The sequence below is a fragment of the Bradyrhizobium sp. BTAi1 genome (genome assembly GCF_000015165.1).
In the GTDB taxonomy this organism is placed as follows: domain Bacteria; phylum Pseudomonadota; class Alphaproteobacteria; order Rhizobiales; family Xanthobacteraceae; genus Bradyrhizobium; species Bradyrhizobium denitrificans.
On the sequence record NC_009485.1, the window covers coordinates 4482943 to 4501629 of the forward strand.

Annotated in this window: 22 protein-coding genes; 8 read left to right on the plus strand and 14 right to left on the minus strand. The window is 66.3% G+C overall.

Annotated elements, in window-relative coordinates:
* Nucleotides 1-294: 294 nt before the first annotated feature.
* From BBTA_RS19985 to BBTA_RS20000, 4 genes are all read left to right on the plus strand, one after another.
* Nucleotides 295-1179 carry a hypothetical protein gene (locus BBTA_RS19985; protein ID WP_012044322.1) on the plus strand — a complete coding sequence of 295 codons (885 nt, stop codon included), beginning with the start codon at nucleotides 295-297 and terminating at the stop codon, nucleotides 1177-1179.
* A 158-nt stretch (nucleotides 1180-1337) separates the two neighbouring features.
* A complete protein-coding gene (locus BBTA_RS19990; RefSeq protein WP_012044323.1) occupies nucleotides 1338-1544 on the plus strand; it encodes a hypothetical protein in 207 nt (68 codons plus the stop codon).
* Between the two features lie 123 nt (nucleotides 1545-1667).
* Nucleotides 1668-2060, plus strand: a complete 393-nt coding sequence (locus tag BBTA_RS19995) for a hypothetical protein (protein ID WP_012044324.1) — start codon at nucleotides 1668-1670, stop codon at nucleotides 2058-2060.
* Between the two features lie 158 nt (nucleotides 2061-2218).
* Nucleotides 2219-2893: an HAD family hydrolase gene (locus tag BBTA_RS20000; RefSeq protein ID WP_012044325.1), complete on the plus strand. Its 675-nt coding sequence runs from the start codon at nucleotides 2219-2221 to the stop codon at nucleotides 2891-2893.
* A 13-nt stretch (nucleotides 2894-2906) separates the two neighbouring features.
* On the opposite strand, the gene BBTA_RS20005 is transcribed toward BBTA_RS20000, so the two are convergent.
* From BBTA_RS20005 to BBTA_RS20020, 4 genes are all read right to left on the minus strand, one after another.
* Nucleotides 2907-3743 carry an HD domain-containing protein gene (locus BBTA_RS20005; RefSeq protein ID WP_012044326.1) on the minus strand — a complete coding sequence of 279 codons (837 nt, stop codon included), beginning with the start codon at nucleotides 3741-3743 and terminating at the stop codon, nucleotides 2907-2909.
* A 170-nt stretch (nucleotides 3744-3913) separates the two neighbouring features.
* Entirely contained in the window at nucleotides 3914-4279 is a 366-nt protein-coding gene (locus tag BBTA_RS20010) for a hypothetical protein (protein ID WP_049795391.1), read from the minus strand.
* Complete coding sequence (locus tag BBTA_RS20015; RefSeq protein ID WP_012044328.1) at nucleotides 4269-5153, minus strand: hypothetical protein; 885 nt, start codon at nucleotides 5151-5153, stop codon at nucleotides 4269-4271. Before BBTA_RS20015 ends, BBTA_RS20010 begins: the two co-directional genes overlap by 11 nt.
* Before the next feature lie 209 nt (nucleotides 5154-5362).
* Nucleotides 5363-5545 carry a hypothetical protein gene (locus BBTA_RS20020; RefSeq protein WP_012044330.1) on the minus strand — a complete coding sequence of 61 codons (183 nt, stop codon included), beginning with the start codon at nucleotides 5543-5545 and terminating at the stop codon, nucleotides 5363-5365.
* 219 nt (nucleotides 5546-5764) lie between these two features.
* Between BBTA_RS20020 and BBTA_RS20025 the strand changes: the two genes are divergently transcribed.
* Together BBTA_RS20025 and BBTA_RS20030 are read left to right on the plus strand one after the other, a co-directional pair.
* Nucleotides 5765-5998, plus strand: coding sequence for a hypothetical protein (locus tag BBTA_RS20025; protein ID WP_012044331.1), 234 nt, complete (start codon nucleotides 5765-5767; stop codon nucleotides 5996-5998).
* A gap of 400 nt (nucleotides 5999-6398) precedes the next feature.
* Nucleotides 6399-6794 (plus strand): hypothetical protein, encoded by a 396-nt coding sequence (locus BBTA_RS20030; protein WP_012044333.1) that lies wholly within the window; start codon nucleotides 6399-6401, stop codon nucleotides 6792-6794.
* Nucleotides 6795-6827: 33 nt separating this feature from the next.
* Here BBTA_RS20030 and BBTA_RS20035 read toward each other — a convergent pair whose 3' ends face one another.
* The 4 genes from BBTA_RS20035 to BBTA_RS20050 all read right to left on the minus strand — a co-directional run bounded on the left by BBTA_RS20035 (nucleotide 6828) and on the right by BBTA_RS20050 (nucleotide 11464).
* Complete coding sequence (locus BBTA_RS20035) at nucleotides 6828-7754, minus strand: glyoxylate/hydroxypyruvate reductase A (protein ID WP_012044334.1); 927 nt, start codon at nucleotides 7752-7754, stop codon at nucleotides 6828-6830.
* Nucleotides 7755-7761: 7 nt separating this feature from the next.
* The gene (locus BBTA_RS20040; protein WP_012044335.1) at nucleotides 7762-9060 is read right to left on the minus strand and encodes an ArgE/DapE family deacylase; all 1299 of its coding nucleotides are present in this window, start codon (nucleotides 9058-9060) and stop codon (nucleotides 7762-7764) included.
* Nucleotides 9061-9097: 37 nt separating this feature from the next.
* On the minus strand, nucleotides 9098-10375 hold the full coding sequence (gabT, locus tag BBTA_RS20045; protein WP_012044336.1) for a 4-aminobutyrate--2-oxoglutarate transaminase: 1278 nt from the start codon (nucleotides 10373-10375) through the stop codon (nucleotides 9098-9100).
* Between the two features lie 201 nt (nucleotides 10376-10576).
* The gene (locus BBTA_RS20050) at nucleotides 10577-11464 is read right to left on the minus strand and encodes a LysR substrate-binding domain-containing protein (RefSeq protein ID WP_012044337.1); all 888 of its coding nucleotides are present in this window, start codon (nucleotides 11462-11464) and stop codon (nucleotides 10577-10579) included.
* Between the two features lie 386 nt (nucleotides 11465-11850).
* On the opposite strand from BBTA_RS20050, the gene BBTA_RS20055 reads away from it, so the two are divergent.
* Nucleotides 11851-12102, plus strand: coding sequence for a hypothetical protein (locus tag BBTA_RS20055; protein WP_012044338.1), 252 nt, complete (start codon nucleotides 11851-11853; stop codon nucleotides 12100-12102).
* 59 nt (nucleotides 12103-12161) lie between these two features.
* Here the strand turns inward: BBTA_RS20055 and BBTA_RS20060 are convergent, their stop codons facing one another.
* Both BBTA_RS20060 and BBTA_RS20065 read right to left on the minus strand, forming a co-directional pair.
* The gene (locus tag BBTA_RS20060) at nucleotides 12162-12752 is read right to left on the minus strand and encodes an NADPH-dependent FMN reductase (protein ID WP_012044339.1); all 591 of its coding nucleotides are present in this window, start codon (nucleotides 12750-12752) and stop codon (nucleotides 12162-12164) included.
* Between the two features lie 138 nt (nucleotides 12753-12890).
* Entirely contained in the window at nucleotides 12891-13127 is a 237-nt protein-coding gene (locus tag BBTA_RS20065; RefSeq protein ID WP_012044340.1) for a hypothetical protein, read from the minus strand.
* Nucleotides 13128-13469: 342 nt separating this feature from the next.
* Here BBTA_RS20065 and BBTA_RS20070 point away from each other — a divergent pair, with 342 nt between their 5' ends.
* On the plus strand, nucleotides 13470-13805 hold the full coding sequence (locus BBTA_RS20070) for a hypothetical protein (protein ID WP_012044341.1): 336 nt from the start codon (nucleotides 13470-13472) through the stop codon (nucleotides 13803-13805).
* A gap of 258 nt (nucleotides 13806-14063) precedes the next feature.
* Here the strand turns inward: BBTA_RS20070 and BBTA_RS20075 are convergent, their stop codons facing one another.
* The 4 genes from BBTA_RS20075 to BBTA_RS20090 form a co-directional block, all read right to left on the minus strand.
* Nucleotides 14064-15260, minus strand: a complete 1197-nt coding sequence (locus BBTA_RS20075) for an acyl-CoA dehydrogenase family protein (protein WP_012044342.1) — start codon at nucleotides 15258-15260, stop codon at nucleotides 14064-14066.
* Nucleotides 15261-15282: 22 nt separating this feature from the next.
* On the minus strand, nucleotides 15283-16059 hold the full coding sequence (locus BBTA_RS20080; protein WP_012044343.1) for an ABC transporter ATP-binding protein: 777 nt from the start codon (nucleotides 16057-16059) through the stop codon (nucleotides 15283-15285).
* A gap of 202 nt (nucleotides 16060-16261) precedes the next feature.
* Nucleotides 16262-17605 carry an ABC transporter substrate-binding protein gene (locus tag BBTA_RS20085; RefSeq protein ID WP_012044344.1) on the minus strand — a complete coding sequence of 448 codons (1344 nt, stop codon included), beginning with the start codon at nucleotides 17603-17605 and terminating at the stop codon, nucleotides 16262-16264.
* 26 nt (nucleotides 17606-17631) lie between these two features.
* On the minus strand, nucleotides 17632-18687 hold the full coding sequence (locus BBTA_RS20090; protein ID WP_012044345.1) for a branched-chain amino acid ABC transporter permease: 1056 nt from the start codon (nucleotides 18685-18687) through the stop codon (nucleotides 17632-17634).

The window sequence follows — 18687 nt, forward strand, 5'->3', positions numbered from 1 at the left end:
CTCGCCGACCGCGGGAATGAGGGAACGCAATGGCGCGTTCCGAGCGCGCGGCGCAAGTGCCAGCCGGGGTCTTGAGCCCAGTTTTTTGGCTCGAATCTCGTGCCGGGTCCTACTCTGGGTGATGCGTGACTGCCGTGCGCATGCACGATGCAGGAGTACGCGGTGCATGAGTACGATGATAACCGGTTTTCAAGTTCCATGCTGGATGCGGCCTGCGCGGTCGCGCGTCGCCTCACAAAGGCATGGAGCTGAGCCCCGCCGTCGGAGCGGACGATAACGGAGGACGGAGCGTCAATGCTTGCAACGACGACCACGAAAGACGGCGATGCGCAGCCCCATGCTGTGATCGACCCTGAGATCGTACTGGCAGCGCGCGCAGATCGTGTCACCGCAGAGCCGGACCGCCGGCCGCCGCCGCGAGCCGCAGAGATTTCGCCGCCCAAGATCGATCCCGAATCGCGGCCGGCCGCGCCAGAGGCCGCGTCGTCCGGCAGCCGGAGCAGCGTTGGAACCTGGCTGGTGCGCACTGTCCTTGTGGTGCTGTTTGGCGTCTGCAGCGCCGTGGCCGCGGCCGCGTGGCAGACCTATGGAGATCAGGCCCAGGAGCTGGTTGCACACTGGATGCCGCGCATCTCGCTGATGTCGAATGCAGACCGTGACGGGTCGGCTCCTGCGGCCGCACCGCTGTCGCACGAGACCACGACGGCGACGGCCAGTGCTGCGCCGCAGGCGCAGGAGCCGGCGGCGAATGCCGCCGCCGCGACGGTCACATCGGAGCAGGTTCAGATGCTCCAATCGATGGCCCGCGACATCGCCGCTCTCAGCCAGCAGGTCAACGAGCTCAAGGCCGGCATCGCGCAGCTGAAGGCCGGCCAGGACCAGGTGGCGCGGGACGTGGCGCGCGCGGCCGAGGCCAAGCCGACCGAGCGGACCGCGGAAGCGCGGGCGTTCGACCCGCGCGCCATCGAGCAGACGCTGCGGCCCCGGCCCGCACCGCGGCCCGCCACGGCCGCCGTGACGCCGCCGCCAGGCGCCGCTGCCGTTCCGCACCGTCCGCGCCCCACGACCGCTGCGGTCCCCCCGCCGCCCGCGCCGATGGCCCTGCAATCGGCACCGCCGCCGCAGGGGGCGACCGATCCCGATCAGCCGGTGGTGCGTCCGCCTATGCCGGTCCGCTGATGGAACTTAAGCCGCGTCTCAAAAGTGGAATGACCGGCTGACATCTCGTCAGGCTTGTCGCGCTGGCGCTTTCCGAGCTATGGAACCGCGCTGAGAGGCGCGGGAATGTGCGATCCGAAGCCAGCAAGCGACGCACAAGCACCATTGGCGAGGGATTCATGAGCCTGACCGATCCGACCATCCTGTCCACGTCTGAACTCGCAGATCGCATCGCGATCCTGCGCGACAACATCCGCCAGATCACCGAGCAGGCGGCAGCGCGCTCAGGGGCCGCGGACGAGGAGCGCAACGCGGAGCGCCTGGCGCAACAGAGCGACGAGCTGGAATTGCTGCTCAAGGAGCAGGAGCGCCGCCTCGGCAAATAGCAGGGCGGCGCCGGCCGCGGCCGAATCGCGAGATCAAATCGCGAATGCTGCACTGCGCTCGTCATTGCCGCCGCCGCGCCCAGCCGCTAGCCTCCCGGGAAACAAACGGGAGGATCCGAGACGATGCGACACGGTCTGCGTTACACCTTGGCCATTGCGGCGCTGTTGATGGGCGCGGCGTCAGCGAGCGCCGAGCCGCGCCAAATGTACACCATGATGGTGCTGGAAGCGTTTGCAACCAAGATCGAATGCCCGGGCATTGACGTCGTCTATCAGGACCTGGTCCAGAAGGCGCAGGAGATGCACATGCCCGATGGGACGACCGAAAAGGTCCGCAACGCCATCGCCTATATGCATACCGGCGGTAAGATGGGCCAGAAGCAGGATGACGACGTGATGGCCGAGGTGGCCATCGCCACACAGGCCATCGACATGGATCAGCGCCGCCTGGGCATGACGAATTGGTGCGAGGAGCACAAGAAGACCCTGGCCGGCTTCATCCGCACCAAGGGCTGATTGACGGCGACCAATGCCGACGAGAGGACACGCGGCGCGTCTCCGGCCCTCTGGGCCGGGCGCGTACGCTGAATGAGACCGGGCTGGAACCCGAATGGCCGCCAGCGCTTGGCGTTGCAATCGTGACGCTTGCATCAGCCCGGCGCGGAGGTCGACCCATGCACATTGAAACCGGCTTTCTCTTCGACCTCGACGGCACGCTCGTCGATAGCGTCTATCAGCATGTGCTGGCCTGGAAGAGCGCGCTCGATGCCGAGAACATCGAACTCTCGGTCTGGCGCATCCACCGCAAGATCGGCATGAGCGGTGGTCTGTTCACCAACCAGCTGCTGCGCGAGACCGGCTTTGCAATGGAACCGGAGCGGATCGAGCGCCTCCGGCGCGCGCACGCGGCTGCCTATCAAGCGCTGGGACGGCAGGTGCGTCCCCTGCCCGGCGCGCGCGAGCTGCTCGGCTTCCTGACCGATGCGGGCATCCCCTGGGCGATCGCCACCAGCGGACGCATGGAAACCGCCGCCGTCAACCTCGCAGCGCTCGGCGTCGACCCCAAGGCGAGCCCGGTGGTGACGCGCGACGAGGTCCGCTACGCCAAACCCGACCCCGACCTGTTCCTCGCCGCGGCTGCCCGTCTTGATGTGCCGATCGAGCGCACAATCGTCGTCGGCGACAGTATCTGGGACATGCTGGCAGCGACGCGCTGCCGCGCGCTCGGCGTCGGCCTGTTGAGCGGCGGTTATGGCTCTGAAGAGCTGCGCCAGTCCGGAGCCATTCGCGTTTATGAAGATCCGGCCGACCTGCTCGGCCATATCGACGAGGTCGGCGGCCGGCGCTAGCCGCGACGCCTGCTCAGGTCTGTGGCCCCGACAGCGAGATGTCGCGCTCGGCGCGAAACACATTGGCATAGAGATTGGCGATCCACTGCCGGCCAGTGGACGTCATGTTGAGATAGCGGATTTCGGTCTGGATGTGCGGCGCGACGCTGTTCCAATAGAACTGCGGGTAGCGATGGACGATGTCGGCCGGCGAATCATAGCCGAGCTGGCGGTTGATGCCGACCTCCTCGAACTCGTGGTACAGCGCATTGGCCTTGCGGATGTAGTTCGGATCGCCGAGCTGCCCGATGAGATCGGCGGCGCGGACGATCGACTGCTCCTCGTCGAATTGCTGGCCGGCGAGTGGCGGAAAGCGCGTGCCTTCGATGGCGCGGGCGATGCGATCCTTGTCGAGCGGCGCCATGCCCTCGATGCGGTTGATCACGTAGAGCTTCGAGCGGTCGACATGATAGGCCATCAGGCTGGCATCCGAGGAACCGCGTGGCAGGCAGATCTTGCGGCCCGCCGGATCGACCACAAACCCGTCCGCATCGTCCTCGCGAAACAGGCCGCGCACATAGCCAATGTCGTGCAGCAGGCATGCCATGATCACGTGAACGTAGTCGTCGGCCGTCATGTGGCTGTGCAGCGCGCGGCCGCGCAGGATCTCGTGTCCCGCCAGCGTGACCAGGAGCGTGTGCTCGACGTTGTGATAGAGCGCATCGCTGTTGCCGATGCATTCCAGCGCAATTCGGGCCGCAGCCGGAAGGAATTCGGACAGCTGGGTCTGAGAGGATCCGAAACGGCGACGCATGTAAGAGCTGAGGAACTGCTCCAGCGCCGCTGCCGCGAGCTCCGGTAAGGTCATCATCGCTGCCGCCCCGCCTCGGCCGGTCCGTGCACCAGGATGGGAGGCGTGAGTGTCATCCGTATTCGCTTGCGTATCGTTTGGCCGGTTTTGGCCCGTTCAGCATAGCCCAGGTTGCAGATGTCGGCCATACCCGGATCGCGTTGCCCGGAAAACTGCGGACGTTCGGGCGGCTAGCGGCCCCCGACCGGCAACGGCGGACGGGGCGGCCGCCCCTCACGACGGCCGGGATTGCCAGGCTTGGCGACGCGCGCGGGCCGGTGACCGGGGGCCTCATCGACCGACAGCAGGTAGGCACTCAGCGCCGCCGCCTGGTCCGAGCTGGTCGTGTAATGCTTCTGCAGGAACAGATAGAGCGTCAGGCGGAAACGCCCCTTGGCGAGGCCGCGTGCCGAGCGGTGGCAGCTGGCGCAACCGTCCGCAAACAGGCGCGGCGCGGACTTTCCGGCATCGAGGTTTTCGGCGCGCGCCCCGCTGATGCCAATCAGCAGCAGCGCCGCCGCCAACGCCAGCCGCAAGCTGCCGAACTCAGGCCACATCCGCTTGCGGCGTTTCCTCGGCCTGCATGCCGAGCGCATCGAGGTCAATCAGCGCCGGATCATCCGGCATCGGCTCGCTCTGCTGCTGTCCGCTGCCATGGACATGCATCAGCGTCTGCACGCGACGCGCATTCAGATAGTCGACATGCTGATGCGCCAGCGCCGACGGCAACAGCGCCTTGGGGAGCGCGGTCATGGTGAAGGCGGCAACACGCTTCACCTCCTCCCCCTCGCGCCATGTCAGCGGATTGAGTGTGTAGATCATCTGCCGGTCCGTCTCCGGCGGCGGCAGCTGCGCGGCCTCCGGTGGCGCCAGCAGCGCGACATTGATGTTGCCGGCCCGCGTGCGCGAGGCCGCCGTGCGTAGTTCCCAGCAGATCAGCTCGGCGGCCGAGAGCACCTCGCGCCGGATATCGTCGACATCGGCGGCGAAGCGGCTGGCCTCGTTCAACACCGCACGGCCGCGCGTGACGGCATCCACCAGCGCTGCCGCTCCGATTTCGAACCGCGGCACCGCCTGCTCGATTGCGGCGGCCACCGCCTCGATCTCATTGGCGGCGCGGTCGCGGTCGCGCTGGGCCACCGCCTCCGACAGACCGCGCTCGGCGAGAATGATCTGCTCGTCGCATTCCGCGACGGCGGCCCGCAATGTCTTGGCCTTGAGTTCGACCGACTGCATCTTGGCCTCGGCGCGATCGAGTTGGCCGTTGCTCGCACCGGCCTTTGCGAGCCGCTCGGCGGCCACGCGCTTTTCTTCCAGCGCCTGTTCGGCGCTGCGCAGCCGCTCCGTCAGCCTCTGTCGCGTGGCCTGTTTGTCCCTCAAGGCGCGCTCGAAGATCTCGACGGGGCTGAGCTCACGCTTGAAAAAGACCATGGCGACAATCCTTGGACAATCTTGAGGCGAAAAGCGCGCCGACGCCTCGGCCGCCGCGGCGAATCGACGGCCGAATCATGTTGGCGGAGTCATGCGGGGAAATTGGGTCGGAAACCAGGATGAGATGGCTCGCGTCGCGCGCTCGACCAGCGCCGACAGCGGACACGCTGGCCGGATCCGGTCCCCCCCTCAGGGTTAGCAAAGCCTTATCAGCTCTGATGCGGGCCGCGCATCATCTTCATCGCATCGGCGATGTGGCGCCACTCGCGCGCCTCTTCGGGATCGCCCCCATTTTCGCAGGACAGCGCCTTTTGCGCGGCCTGCGCAATCGCGGCCGCACCGTGCATCTCGAGCATCTGCCGGGCGATCGCATGAATCTGAGTTTCGGACATCATGCGGAGCTCCTGTCGCACTGGAATCCCGCATTAACCGCAATGCGAGCCTAAGGTTCCTTCGGAGGCCGCCTTGTGTGACTCTGGTCACCGCAGAAGCGGTTCCAAAAGGCAACACTGCGCCCGTAATTTACCTTACGTGCTCAATCGTAATTCCGTGTGCAGCTCTCCGCTGCTAACTCTCAGCAAGATTCGGCGATGGTGGCTGAGGAGCCAGACATGACGCAGGTCTTCTTTCACTGCTCCAATGACGATGAGATCCTCATCGATCGGCGCGGAACCGCGGTTCTCGATCTTGCTGAGGCCCGCGATCACGCGACCCGCGTGATGAACGCACTGATTTCAGCCGAGAGCGAGGAGGACTGGCGGGACTGGGTTCTGCATGTCGCAGATGACCTCGACGAAGAGATCTTCGCCGTCCCGTTCTCGTCCATTCTTGGTCGCATGCATTGAGTTCGAGGCTCAGATGTTGTTCCGTGGACCCCGTCGTCTGGCTGCACTGCGCGATCGGTGGAAGACTCTGCTCGCGCTGATCGGCGACCCCTACCGGCCCGAACGCCACTACATGCGCGGCCCCGGGCCGAAATGGCGCGCCAAGCATGGTGCCAGAAGCGTTGCATAGACGTAGAACAGGATGCGCTCCAGAACTGCGCACCATGATCTTGTCCCTTCCCTGACGAATGATGCTTTCGAAAAGCCGGCGTCCATCCGGCCGGATCCTGCGCAGCTGAAGCCGCAGGGCGCGATGCGCCAATGACACGCATGTCTGGCGATCGCCATCGTGGATCCCAGCCGCATTCTTCTCGCCACATTTGTCCGCCATTTCGGCAGCGCTGAGACGAAGGGACATCGCATGACCAGAATGTTGGCCACAACGGCGCTTGCACTCACCTTGCTGACATCGGTCACGCTGACAGCGGCGCGGGCCGACGAGCATCGCGGCGGCGATGCCGCGCTGGGCGCCCTCTCCGGCGCCGTGGTGTTCGGCCCGGTGGGCGCCGTCGCCGGCGCCGTGGTCGGCTACACCGCTGGGCCTTCGATCGCGCGCTCCTGGGGCTTCCGCCGGTCGCGCGCGGCCCGTGCGCAACAGGTTCGGCGTCCGGTCAGGGAAAGCCAGGCGGCCATGACCGACGCTCAGCAGCCGCCGCTCGCGGCAGCGCGCAACGCGCCACCACAGCCGATGACTGCTGCGGCCGCGCCTCCGGCCCCGCGCGGCCCCGTCGCACCGCCGGTGCAGACGCTCGAATAGGCCAGGTCATGGGGGCGCTCAGCCGCGCACAGCTCAGTAGCCCCGCACGCGATCGACGACGTTCAGGAGCGGCTCGCCGCGCAGCAGCCGCTTGGCATTGTCCGCCACCTGCTGCGCGATCACCTCCCAGGAGGCGATCGCCGCCATATGCGGCGTCACCAGCACACCGGGTTCGCGCCACAGCGGATGCTCGGCCGGCAACGGTTCCTGCTCGAACACGTCGAGCACCGCACCGCGCAGATGCCCATTGCGAAGCAGGCCCACCAGATCATCCAGCACCAGATGCTCACCGCGGCTGCACAGGATCAGCGCCGCCCCTCTTGGCAGCCGGCTCAGACGCTCCGCGTTGAGCAGGCCAACGGTTGAGGGCGTCAGCGGCAGCAGCGAGACCAGGATCTCCGTCTCGCTCAGGAATGCGTCGAGCGCATCCGCCCCGCTATAGGTCTGAACACCCGCCAGCCGCCTCGGCGAGCGCGACCAGGCGCTGACGGCGAACCCAAGCTCGACGAGACGAACCGCCGCCGCGGTCCCGAGCTCGCCCAGTCCGAGAATCCCTATTCGGCGATCCCGCGCCGCGCGCTGATCGTAGCGACACCACAGCCCATCGCGCGCGTTGCAGATCATCCGATCGAAGTCGCGATGAAAGTAGAGCGCTCCCCACAGCACGAATTCCGTCATCGCCGACGTGATCCCGGGATCGACGATCCGGCACAGCGGGAGATCGGGCAAGGTCGGATCCGACAGGATGTTGTCGACGCCGGCGGCGATCGCATGGATCAGCTTCAGCTTCGGCATCGCCGCGAGCGCACCCGCTTCGGGCTTCCAGCATACCGCGATGTCGGCATCGCGCGCCGCCGGCTCGGGCCACGACGCGACAGCGACACCCGGCAATTCGCGCTCAAGCAGCGGCTTCATCGGATCCATGAGGCCGGGACGGCTCAGAAATGCAACGCGGATCATGCGGTCGTCACGCGGTCCGCAGCCCGCACCATTGCGCGACAAACATCGCAATCGAGAGCGTCGTCTTGCGTACGCTGTCGAGATCGACGCGCTCATCGAACGCATGCGGGCCGATGCCGTAAGGTCCGTAGCACAACGCCGGAATGCCGTAGTCGACCGCGTAATAGCGCGTGTCGTTGACGGCCGTGGACAGCCGCACATCCAACGGCGTCTCGAAGACGCGCGCATGCACCTCGGCCAGCGCGGCCTCGGCAGCGCTGCCCGGCTCGCACACCGCCGGATCGGCCTGGAAGCCGCTCCACACCAGCTCGACCGGATTCTCCGATAGGAAGCTGTCAGCGGCTTGCGCTGCGGCGAGACACTGCTCGATCCCCGCCATGGCCTGCGCCGGTGTCTCGCCGGGCAGCACGCCGAGTCGGCAATCGAGGTCGCACCAGGCCGGCGTTGAGCTTGCCCAATCGCCGCCCTTGATGATGCCGACATTGAACTTGATCGGATCCTTCACCGCGGCGAACCAGGCGTTCGACTTGGACCGCGCGTTGATCTCCTTGGTATGATCCTGGAAGGCACGGATCAGATGCATCGCCGACAGGATCGCATTGGTGCCGGTCTCCGCATAAGCGACGTGCACCGGCGTGCCGCGCACGCGCAGGCGGAACCAGATGGCGCCGACTTGGGCCCGCGTGAGCGTGTGACCGGTCGGCTCCGGGATCAGGCAGGCGTCGGCGGTGTAGCCGCGCATCAAGGTCGACAGCGCACCGTTGCCGGTGCTCTCCTCCTCGGTCACCGTCTCCAGGTGAATGCGTCCGTCCGGCACGAAGCCGGCGGTCTTGATGGCATCGAGGGCGAAGATCATCGCCGACACGCCGGCCTTCATGTCCTGCGCGCCGCGCCCGATCATCCAGCCGTCACGCACGATCGCCTCATAAGGCGGATCGTTCCAGAGATCGGTCGGCCCCTCCGGCACGACGTCGATATGACCCTGCAGGATCAGGCTGCGCCCCTTGCCCGCGCCGTCGAGCGTCGCCACCACCTGCTTGGATCCGTCGAGCGCGATATTGTCCATCGGCGCCGCCTTGGGATGGCGCATCAAGTCGACATCGGCGAGGCTGAAGCGGTCGACCTCGTAGCCGCGCGTCTCGAACTCGCCGGCCAGCCAGTCCTGCACCGGCGCTTCCGCGCCGCGCAGGCTGCGAAATTGCACGAGTTGCTGCAGGAAGGCGACCTGCTTCGCGAAGTTGGCATCGACCGCCGCGGCAAGCCGCTCCATCACGTCATTCGGCACTGCCGCCACACTCTCAGTCACGCCAACCTCCAGCCTCATCTCTCACCCTGGCCGCTGATCAGGCGGCCAGACACTTCTCCAGGATCGCGAGCCCTTCGTCGACGATCTCGTCCGACGCGGTGAGCGGCACCAGGATTCGGATCGTGCTCGCCGTCACGCCGCAAGACAACAGGATGAGGCCATTCTCGTACGCCACGCGGGTCACGCGCTTGGTCATCTCCGCATCCGGCTCGTGGCTGCCGCGCTGCTTCAGAATATCGAATGCAATCATCGCGCCAGGACCGCGCGGCTCAGAAATCGGAACCAGCGTATTGGCGCGCGAGAATTTGCTGATGGCGGCGCGGAGCCTGGCACCGATCGCGTTGGCGCGGTCCAACAGCTTGTCCTGCTCGAAGACGTCGAGCACGGCGAGCGCAGCCGCGCAGGCCAGCGGATTGCCGCCATAGGTTCCGCCCAGCCCACCCGGCTCAGCCGCATCCATGATCGCGGCGCGGCCGATCACGCCCGACAGCGGCATGCCGCCGGCGAGGCTCTTGGCCACGCAGATCACGTCCGGCTGCACGTCGTAGTGCTCCATCGCGAACATCTTGCCGGTCCGGCCGAAGCCGGTCTGCACCTCGTCCGCGATCAGCACGATGCCGTGGGTGTCACACAGCCGGCGCAGGCCGCTCATCAGCTCCGGCGGCGCCTGATGGAAGCCACCCTCGCCCTGCACCGGCTCGATGATGATCGCAGCGACCTGCGAGGCGTCGATGTCGGCTTTGAAGATGAAGTTGATATAGGACAGCGTATCCTCGACCGAGACGCCGCTGCCGGCGATCGGGAAAGGCGCATGCCAGATTCCGGGCAAAGGTGGCCCGAAGTGCTTCTTATAGGGCATCACCTTGCCGGTCATGGCATTGGCCAGCGCGGTACGGCCATGAAAGGCGCCGGTGAAGGCGATGATGCCGCTGCGGCCGGTGGCGGCCCGCGCGATCTTGATGGCGTTTTCGGTCGCCTCCGCGCCGGTCGTCAGCAGGATCGACTTGGCCGGGCCAGAGATCGGCGCGATCGCATTGAGCCGCTCCGTCAACCGCACATAGGGCTCGTATTGCAGCACCTGGAAGCAGGTGTGGGTGAAACGGTCGAGCTGGGCGCGGATGGCCGCCACCACATGCGGATGACAATGGCCGGTGTTCAGCACCGCGATGCCACCGGCGAAATCGACGTAACGCTTGCCTTCGACGTCCCAGACCTCGCTGTTGAGCGCCCGGTCGGCAAACAGCGGCGTCGCATAGCTCACGCCCCTGACGACGGCCTGGTGTCGTCGTGCCAGCAGTTCCTCGTTCGCGCCCATGGCTCAGCTCCTTGCAAAACTAGCTGAGCCACACGCTAAGGGGCTGGCATTCGGGAACAATCAGCTTGTTCCGCGCGACAGGTGACTTTTATGCACCGAAGGCGAGGCATGGACCTGCACGACACACCACTTGGACCGCCACCGAGCAGCGTTTTCCGGTCGGCATGTCGAACGTCGCTCCGATCGCCAGAGTGGCGACCGCTATTGCGCCAGCACCTTCTTGAGCCAGGCGCGCAGCGCGACGATGGCCGGCTCGTCCCAGCGCTCCCGGAGCGCGACGAGCTGATAGGCGCCCATATGGACCGCCGACGGCAGCACCTCGACCAGCGCGCCGCTGCGCACGTCATCCGCGACCAGCACGTCGTTGGCGAGGGCGACGCCCTGGCCGAAGCGCGCCGCCTCGATCGCCAGATGCGCATGCCATAGCCGCTGTCCGCGCAAGGTGAGGGGCTCGTGCAGTCCCGCCAGCTTGAACCAGCGCTCCCACTGCTCGGTGGACTCTTCGTGGATGAGAGAGGCCTTGGCGAGTGCGCCGATCGAGGTGAGCGCCGGGAACCGGGCCAGGAAGGCCGGGCTCGCCACCGGGAACACCCGGGGGCGGACGAGTTCCTCGGCCAGCATGCCGCTCTTGGCCGCGGGCACGTCGGCATAGACGATCTCGGCATCGGCCTCTCCGCGCTCGAGATCGGGGTGCGACAAGGTCGGCTGCAGGTTGATGTCCCAGTTGCGTGGCGGCCCGGTGAGCTCGGGCAGCCTGAGCAGCAGCCGGCGGTTGGCGAGGCCGGGAATGCACCAGATGTTCAGGGTGGGACGCGCCGCGGGGCGGACCTGCGTGGTGGCGCGGGCAATGATGTCGAATGCCTGGCTGACCTCGGCATGCAGCATGCGGCCGGCATTGGTCAGGGCGATGCCGCGGCCTTCCGCGCGGATCAGCGCGACGCCGAGGCTGCGCTGCAGGTTCTGCAGATGGCGCGAGACGACGGTATGGCTGACAGCGAGCTCGTCGCCGGCGGCGCGCACGCTGCCCTTGCGGCCCACCGCCTCGAAGGCACGCAATGCGATGAGAGAGGGCAATCGAGGTCGCGTCATACTCGCACAGTCGTCAGCCTGCGCGATCCACTCCCACCCGCCTGTCAGCAGGCCGCCAGGAAATGTCCACGCGGCAGCTGTCGGGACCACATCGGCCGTTCGGCCAACACGTCATCCGATGACCGCATGCGCCGCTCCATCGGAGTGCCGCATCGCGACCATGAGGGCGCTTCCGCGCGTTGGGCAGCTCTTAACGCCGGGCGCGGCGCAGCGCCAGCCCACATCCTGCCACACTCCCCGGGGCGCGCCGGCGTTCGACAACCACCGTTAACAGCGAGGTCCGCGTCGCCGATGATCCTGAGCGTGGCGGGACCGGCAGCGCAATTTGCCTCAATGTTTCCACAATCCGGCTCTGAATCGGCAGTGCTTCGAGCAGGAGAACCCCCATGCGGATCACCCCCGTGATCTTCGTCGGTTCGCTGGCCGCCCTCGTCGCGACGGCCGCACCCGCACTGGCGAAGAATTCCCAGATACCCAAGCCTGACGATCAGGCCCCCTCCTCCGTCCCATGCCGGGCCTATCAGCAGGCTCCCGATGGAACCTGGAACGAGCTGCCTTGTCAGGGCCAAGGACAGGCGGCAAGCGCACCGCGCCGGCAGCAGTCGGTCACCAACACGCCGGGCAGCGCGGCGCGCTAACAAATGCGACGAAAAGCCGGAGCGCGGCGCGCTCCGGCACATGATCCATCAGCACAGACTCAATAAGGCGGCGCCTTGCGCGCGCGCTGCTCCCGGCCTGCTTCGACCCACCACAACAGGTCGTCGGCAAAGCGCGGAAACGCCCGGGCCAGTGATTGGCCGGCCTCGCCGGTCGGCTTGCCCTCCGCCGACAGCGCCTGCGCGATGGGGCCGACCGCGAGCGTGCTCGACACCGCCACCATGCCCATCTCCGACAAAGTGCCGTGCCAGGCGGTTGCGGCACGCGCGCCCGACAGCCGGCCGGCCGAGTAGCTCGCGATTGTGGCAGGCCGCCAGAACCATTCCTCGAGAAAATGGTCGGTCAGGTTCTTCAGCCCAGGCTGCATGCCCCAATTATATTCGCCGGTCACGAACACGAAACCGTCGGCGGCACGGATCTTGGCTGCGAGCGCGGCCATGGCCTCCGGAGCGTCGCCCGGCTTGTACTCCTTGAACATGCGGTCGAGCATCGGCAGGCCGACCGCCTTGGCGTCGATCAGTTCGACGTTCTGCCCCTTGTCACGCAGGCCATCCACGACGAACTGCGCCAGCCGGATCCCCATCCGGTCGGCGCGGTACGAGCCATAGAATACGAGGATACGGAAGCTCATGGCAGGTCACCTCCTGGCCGGATGATCCGTGCCAGTCTACCACGCCAACGGTCTCCCGGTGATGCCGCGACGGCCGCGGGGGCCGGTCGCGTTGCCGACCGGCGGCGCATCTCTGCCGACGTTGATGGTGGTGAGGTCCTACCGTGTCACCGCAGCCGCAGCCGAGCGCTCGGTGGGCCGGCCGAACACGCTGCGGCAGCCATCGCTGAGGCTGGCGCGCTGCTTGACCATGCAGGCAATGATGCGGTCGCGATCAGGAATTTCCGACGAACAGAGGCGGAAGACGTCGCCGGTACACAGCCGCCGCTGATCGTCCTCGGTAAAGGCATGGCCCGCGCGCGGAGCTGCCATCATCGCCAGCGCGAGCCCTGCCATTGCCACATTGAAGTTTCGCATCCTGAGCCGATGAGCTCGCATCGATGTCCCCGATTTGCCCGCTGTTTGCCCTGATCACCCGCTGCTCGCGCTTGCCCGCGAAGCAGTTGCCGCCGCAGAATCAAATCATGACAGGTCGAGACGCGCCTTCAATAAGCGCTGTAGTCCCTGCATCACTATTTTGCCGGCTGTTGCATCTGCGACTCCCTTCAGCGTCCGGAACCCACGCGGCGCCGCCAAATTGTCATTAGCCGAACGCAATCCGGCCCAGCCGCGCTCACACTCTGGCGGCGTAGTAGTGACGCACCGGGACCGTCGTCCCGGCATCGCGGGAGCAGGATCATGGCGTACACGATGATCGCGGAGCGGGAGCACCACAAGATCCGCAAGCAGCGCGAAAGCGCGCTGATCGTGCTGGCGAACGCGCAGGTCATGGAAGCCGAAGGCTGGAAGGTCGTCATCACCGACGAGGACGGCAACAGCCAGCCGCTCGCCGAGTTCGAGGCCAGCATCTCGCAGAAGTTCGCATCCTGGTACAAGCCGAAGTGCCAGCCGCCGCTGCCGACGACGGTACCCGCACCGAACGTGTTCGCACTGCCGCAGGCTGGTGATAGCGAGGCCGAAGCGATCGTGGCCGCCGAGCTTGCCGCCGAAGAGGTCGAGACCGCGACGGCCTAGGTCGATCAAGTCCCCGAGATCGCCGAGGACGATTTCGAAACCGCCGATGACGCCAATGCGGCACCGGTCGAGGCCGCCGAGCACAAGGACAGCACGGTCGAGGCCGAAGCCGAGTTGGCCAGCTAGGGCACAATCCGGAAAGGTCGGAAGCGGCGTTCTGAAAAGATCAGCCGCGAACAAAGAGATAAGATCATGATGCGGTTCCGTGGAGCCGCATCATGACCGGCTGCTGCGGCCGCGCCGCAGCAGCCGTGAGCGTCACTCGCCGCCCTCATAGAACAGTTCGAGCGGCAGCCCGACCTGGGCCTTGCCGATCCATTCCCGCGCGATGATGTTGGACGGCCCCATGGCGATCGCCGCGCGTGCATCGCGGAAGGCGCGCTCGATCGGCCCGCGATGGTAGCCATAGCCGCCGGTCACGGTCAGCGCCGACGACGCCACCTTGTTGGCCACCTCGGCCGCATGCACCTTGAACTCGGTCAGCGGGATCAGGATCTCGCTCTGCGGCCGGCCGGCGCGCCAGAGCTCGTCGAGCTTGTGCGCGAGCTCGATGCGCCAGGGGCGCAGGCTCTCGACCAGCACCTTGGCGGCGCCGAGCTCCTGCCGGATCGCCTGGTAATCCGACAGGCTCTTGTTGCGGTCCTTGTGCACGAATCCGGTCGTGTGCGCGACCGCAGCATTGAGCACGCCGCGCGCCAGCCCCTCCCAGACCGCGCCGAGGCCGATCAAATAGACCGGCGATACGCCGTCATAGATGATCTCCTTGCCCTGCCCTTCCGCGCCGAGCCGATCGCGCTTGGGCACATGCACGTTCTTGTAGCTGATGCCGCCGGAATGATTGGCGCGCACGCCGAGCGCCTCCCACGGCCTTGACTGGATTCCCTCGGCCTTGCCATCGACGATGAAGAAGATGATGTCGGCCTGGTCCTTGGCGCCGGGGGTACGGGTCTGCGCGACGTAGAAGTCGGCCTGGCCCGAGCTGGTCGTGAACGATTTGTCGGCGTTGAGCCGGTAATCCTCGCCGTCGCGCGAGGCCTCGGACAGATTGTACCACCAATGTCCGCCGGTGGCGCGCTCGCTGGTCGAGTACGTCCCGAGCAGCCGGCCATTGTCCGCCTTGAGCCAGCGCTCCTTCTGATCATCGGTACCGAACAGATTGATGGTCTGGGCCGCGCCGACATGCATGACATAGACGAGTCCGGTCGAGGCGTCGGCCTGACCGATACGGTAAGCGGCTTCCGCAAAGTCGACATGGCCGAGCCCGAGCCCGCCGAAGCGCGGATCATTGAGCACGCCGGTCCAGCCGGCTTCGGCAAGGGCCAACAGGTTCTCGCGGGGAAAGCGGCCCTCGCGGTCGTTGCGGTCCGCGTTGGCCTTGATGACATCGGCGACGATGGCGTCAAGTTGACTGTAAGGGCCTTCCTCGATCTTGCGTGCGGCAGTGCTGGTTGCCATGCGGGTCTCCTCTTGGTGTCAGTCAGGCCACGGCCTGGGTGGAATCCGGCGGCGCGGCCGCGCCGCCGAGATAGAGATGCTTGATGTCGGGGCGCTGCCGCAGCTCACGCGCGGCGCCTGTGAGAACGCTGCGGCCGCCCTCCAGGACGATGGCGCGGTCGGCGAACCGCAGCGCCACGGTCGAATTCTGCTCGGCGACCAGGATCGAGAGCCCCTCCTCGCCATTCAGCCGCTTGAGCGCGCGGAAGATGCCTTCGACCACCAGCGGCGCGAGCCCCATTGAGGGCTCATCGAGCACCAGCAGCCGCGGACGCGACATCAATGCGCGGCCGATCGCGGTCATCTGCTGCTCGCCGCCCGAAGTCAGCCCGGCGACCGAGCGGCGATGCCGGGTGAGCTGCGGAAACAGCGCATAGATGCGCTCCAGGTCGGCGCTGATCTCGCCACGCCTTGCATCGCGCCCGATCGCACCGGTGATCAGGTTCTCCTCGACGCTCAGCGATGCAAAACAATGCCGGCCTTCGAGCACCGGCACGAGCCCGGCGCGCACCAGCTGAGCGGCCGATGACGAGGACACGTCCCGGCCGTCGTAAGTGAGATGTCCGCCGGTGATCTGACCGCGCCGCGCCGGCAGCAGCGCCGACACCGCCTGCAGCGTGGTCGACTTGCCGGCGCCGTTGGCGCCGAGCACCGCGACGATCTCGCCGGCCGGAACGGAAAACGACACGTCGCTGACCGCGCGGATCGCCTGGTCATAGGTCGCCGCCAGATGCTCGACCGACAGCAGCACGTCGCTCATGATGGAACTCCTGAACTGCGCAGGGCGCTCACCGAGAGTTGCCTGCAGCCGTCCTTCGAGACGCACGCGGCGTGCTCCTCAGGACCAGGTCTGAATTTGCGGAGCGATCTAAACCCTCATGGTGAGGAGCGCCGCGCGCGGCGCGTCTCGAACCCATGAGGCCCAAATAGTGCGCGGGAGACGGGCTCCCGCGCATGCAGTCTCATTGACCGACAGGGTCATCCCCCGAGGTGCGGATCTTGATGCCGCGTTCCTGCGCATAGGCCGTCGACGACTTCTCGATGATCGGCCGCAGCGCTGCCCAGTCTGGCGAGATCCAGTCTGAGACGACCTTCCACTTGGCGCCGTCCCATTGCTGGAAGGTCACGCGGCCATTGCCCTCGTGATTGTCCCAGGTGACGTTGATCGAGTGGAACAGGCCCTTGGCGCCGAGCGCCTCGACGCGGGCGGGATCGAGAGCGAGATGCTCGAAGCCCCAGCGCACCTCGTCGCCCGTGAGCGTGCGTTTGCCAAACTTCTCCTGCGCGATCCTGACCGCCTCGACATTGAGGATGCCGTTCACGATACCGAGATTGTGGTAGACGCTGCCGATCCGCTTCTTGTCGTCGAGATTGCCTTTGCCGGCGCCGTAGACGGTCTTGATCACCTCCTGCAGCACCGGATATTCGGCGCCGGAGGCCTGGGTGGTGATTGCGACATAGCCCTTGGCGGCGTCGCCGGCCGGGATCACGTCTTCTTCCGAGTTGGACCAGACATTGCCGATGATGTGGTCGACGGGAAAGCCGACCTTCTGCGCCGTCTTCAGCGCCACCGGATTCATCACGCCCCAGCCGCGCAGCACGACATAATCGGCCTTGGCGCGGCGGATCGACAGCCATTGCGATTGCTGCTCATTGCCGGGATGCGGCACCTCGATCTGCTCGAGCTCGAAGCCATATTTGTCCGCGAGCAGCTTGTAGATCGGAATCGTCTCCTTGCCGTAAGGCGAGCCGTGATAGAGCACGACGATCTTCTTGCCCTTGAGCTTCTCGGACCCACCCTCGCGCGTCGCGATGTAATTCACGATGCCTGAGGTCTCGCTGTAGGGATTGAGCAGCAGCGGGAACACGTAGGGGAACACCCGGCCATCGGTGGAATCGGTGCGGCCGTGGTTGATGGTGATCAGCGGCACCTTGTCCTTGCTGATACGGTCGATCATCGCATAGGCGATGCCGACGGAGAGCGGATTCCAGGCCGCCACCCCCGGCCGGCCCTTCAGCCGCTCATAGACTTCGACGCCGCGCTCGACCTCATATTGGGTCTCGCCCTCGTCCCAGGTCAGCTTGACGCCATTGACGCCGCCGTCACGAATATTGATCAAATTGAGATAGTCGATGAAGCCGCCGAAGAAGCCGGTGCCGCCGGCCGCATAGGGACCGACCCGATAGCTCTGCAGCGGAAAGAACTGCTCGTCGGCTTTCGCCGGCAGGCTGGTTGCGAGCCCGAACGCGAGCGCCGCCCCCAAAGATAGCCTCACGGCCAGCTTTGCATGTCGGAATGTCGTCATCATGATCTCCTTCTGATGTTGCTGTTTCAGGTCTGGGATGAACGGAGGCGGCGCAGCACGTTGGCCGCACGGTCGACCAGCGCGATCAGGCCGCGCGGCTCGGCGATCAGGAAGGCGATGATCAGCGCGCCGATGACGATGCGCTGGCTCATCTCCAGCACGCCGGAATCGAACACGCTGCCGAGCACGGCGGCGCCGAGTCGCGACAGCAGCAGCGGAAACACGATGATGAAGGCGGCACCGATGAAGGCGCCGCGCAGCGAGGCCAGCCCGCCGATGATGATGATGAACAGGATCTGGAACGAGCGATCGAGGTTGAACCCGGCCGGCTCGACCGTCCGCAGATAGGCGAACGCCCAGAGCACGCCGGCGACGCCGATCAGGAACGACGAGACCCCGAAGGCGAGCAGCTTGGTGCGCAGTAATGGCACTCCGATCACCCGGGCCGCGATCTCGTGGTCGCGCACCGCGATGAAGTTACGCCCCGTCTGTGACGACAGCAGCCGCGCCGTCAGCACGGTGGCGACCGCGACGATCGTCAACGAGAACACGTAGCGTCCGGTCGCGCTCGTGAAGGTCAGGCTGCCGACGCGAATGACGGGCGCGTCGATCACCCCCGACGCATTGTCGTTCGAGAACCAGCCGAACTTGGTCAGCGCCCACTGCACGAAGAACTGCGCCGCGAGCGTCGAGACCGCGAGATAGAAGCCGCGCAGCCGCAGGCTCGGCAGGCCGAAGATGATTCCGACCGCGGCGGCGATGCCGCCGGCCAACACGATGTCGGCGAGCAGCGGCAATTGCGGCAACCTCAGATTGAGATTATAGGCAGCATAAGCGCCGACCGCGAGGAACGCCGCCGAGCCCAGCGACACCTGACCGGCATAGCCGGTCAGCACGTTGAGCCCGACTGCGGCCAGCGCCAATGCCAGGAATGGCGTCAGCACCGCGTCCATCAGATAGTCGGAGCCGATCAGCGGCACGAGGCCGTAAGCGAGCACCAGCAGCAGCACGATGCCGAGCACATTGGCGTTGAGCAGCGAGGATCGCGCCGGTGTAGGAGCGGCTTCGGAGATCGTCGTCAT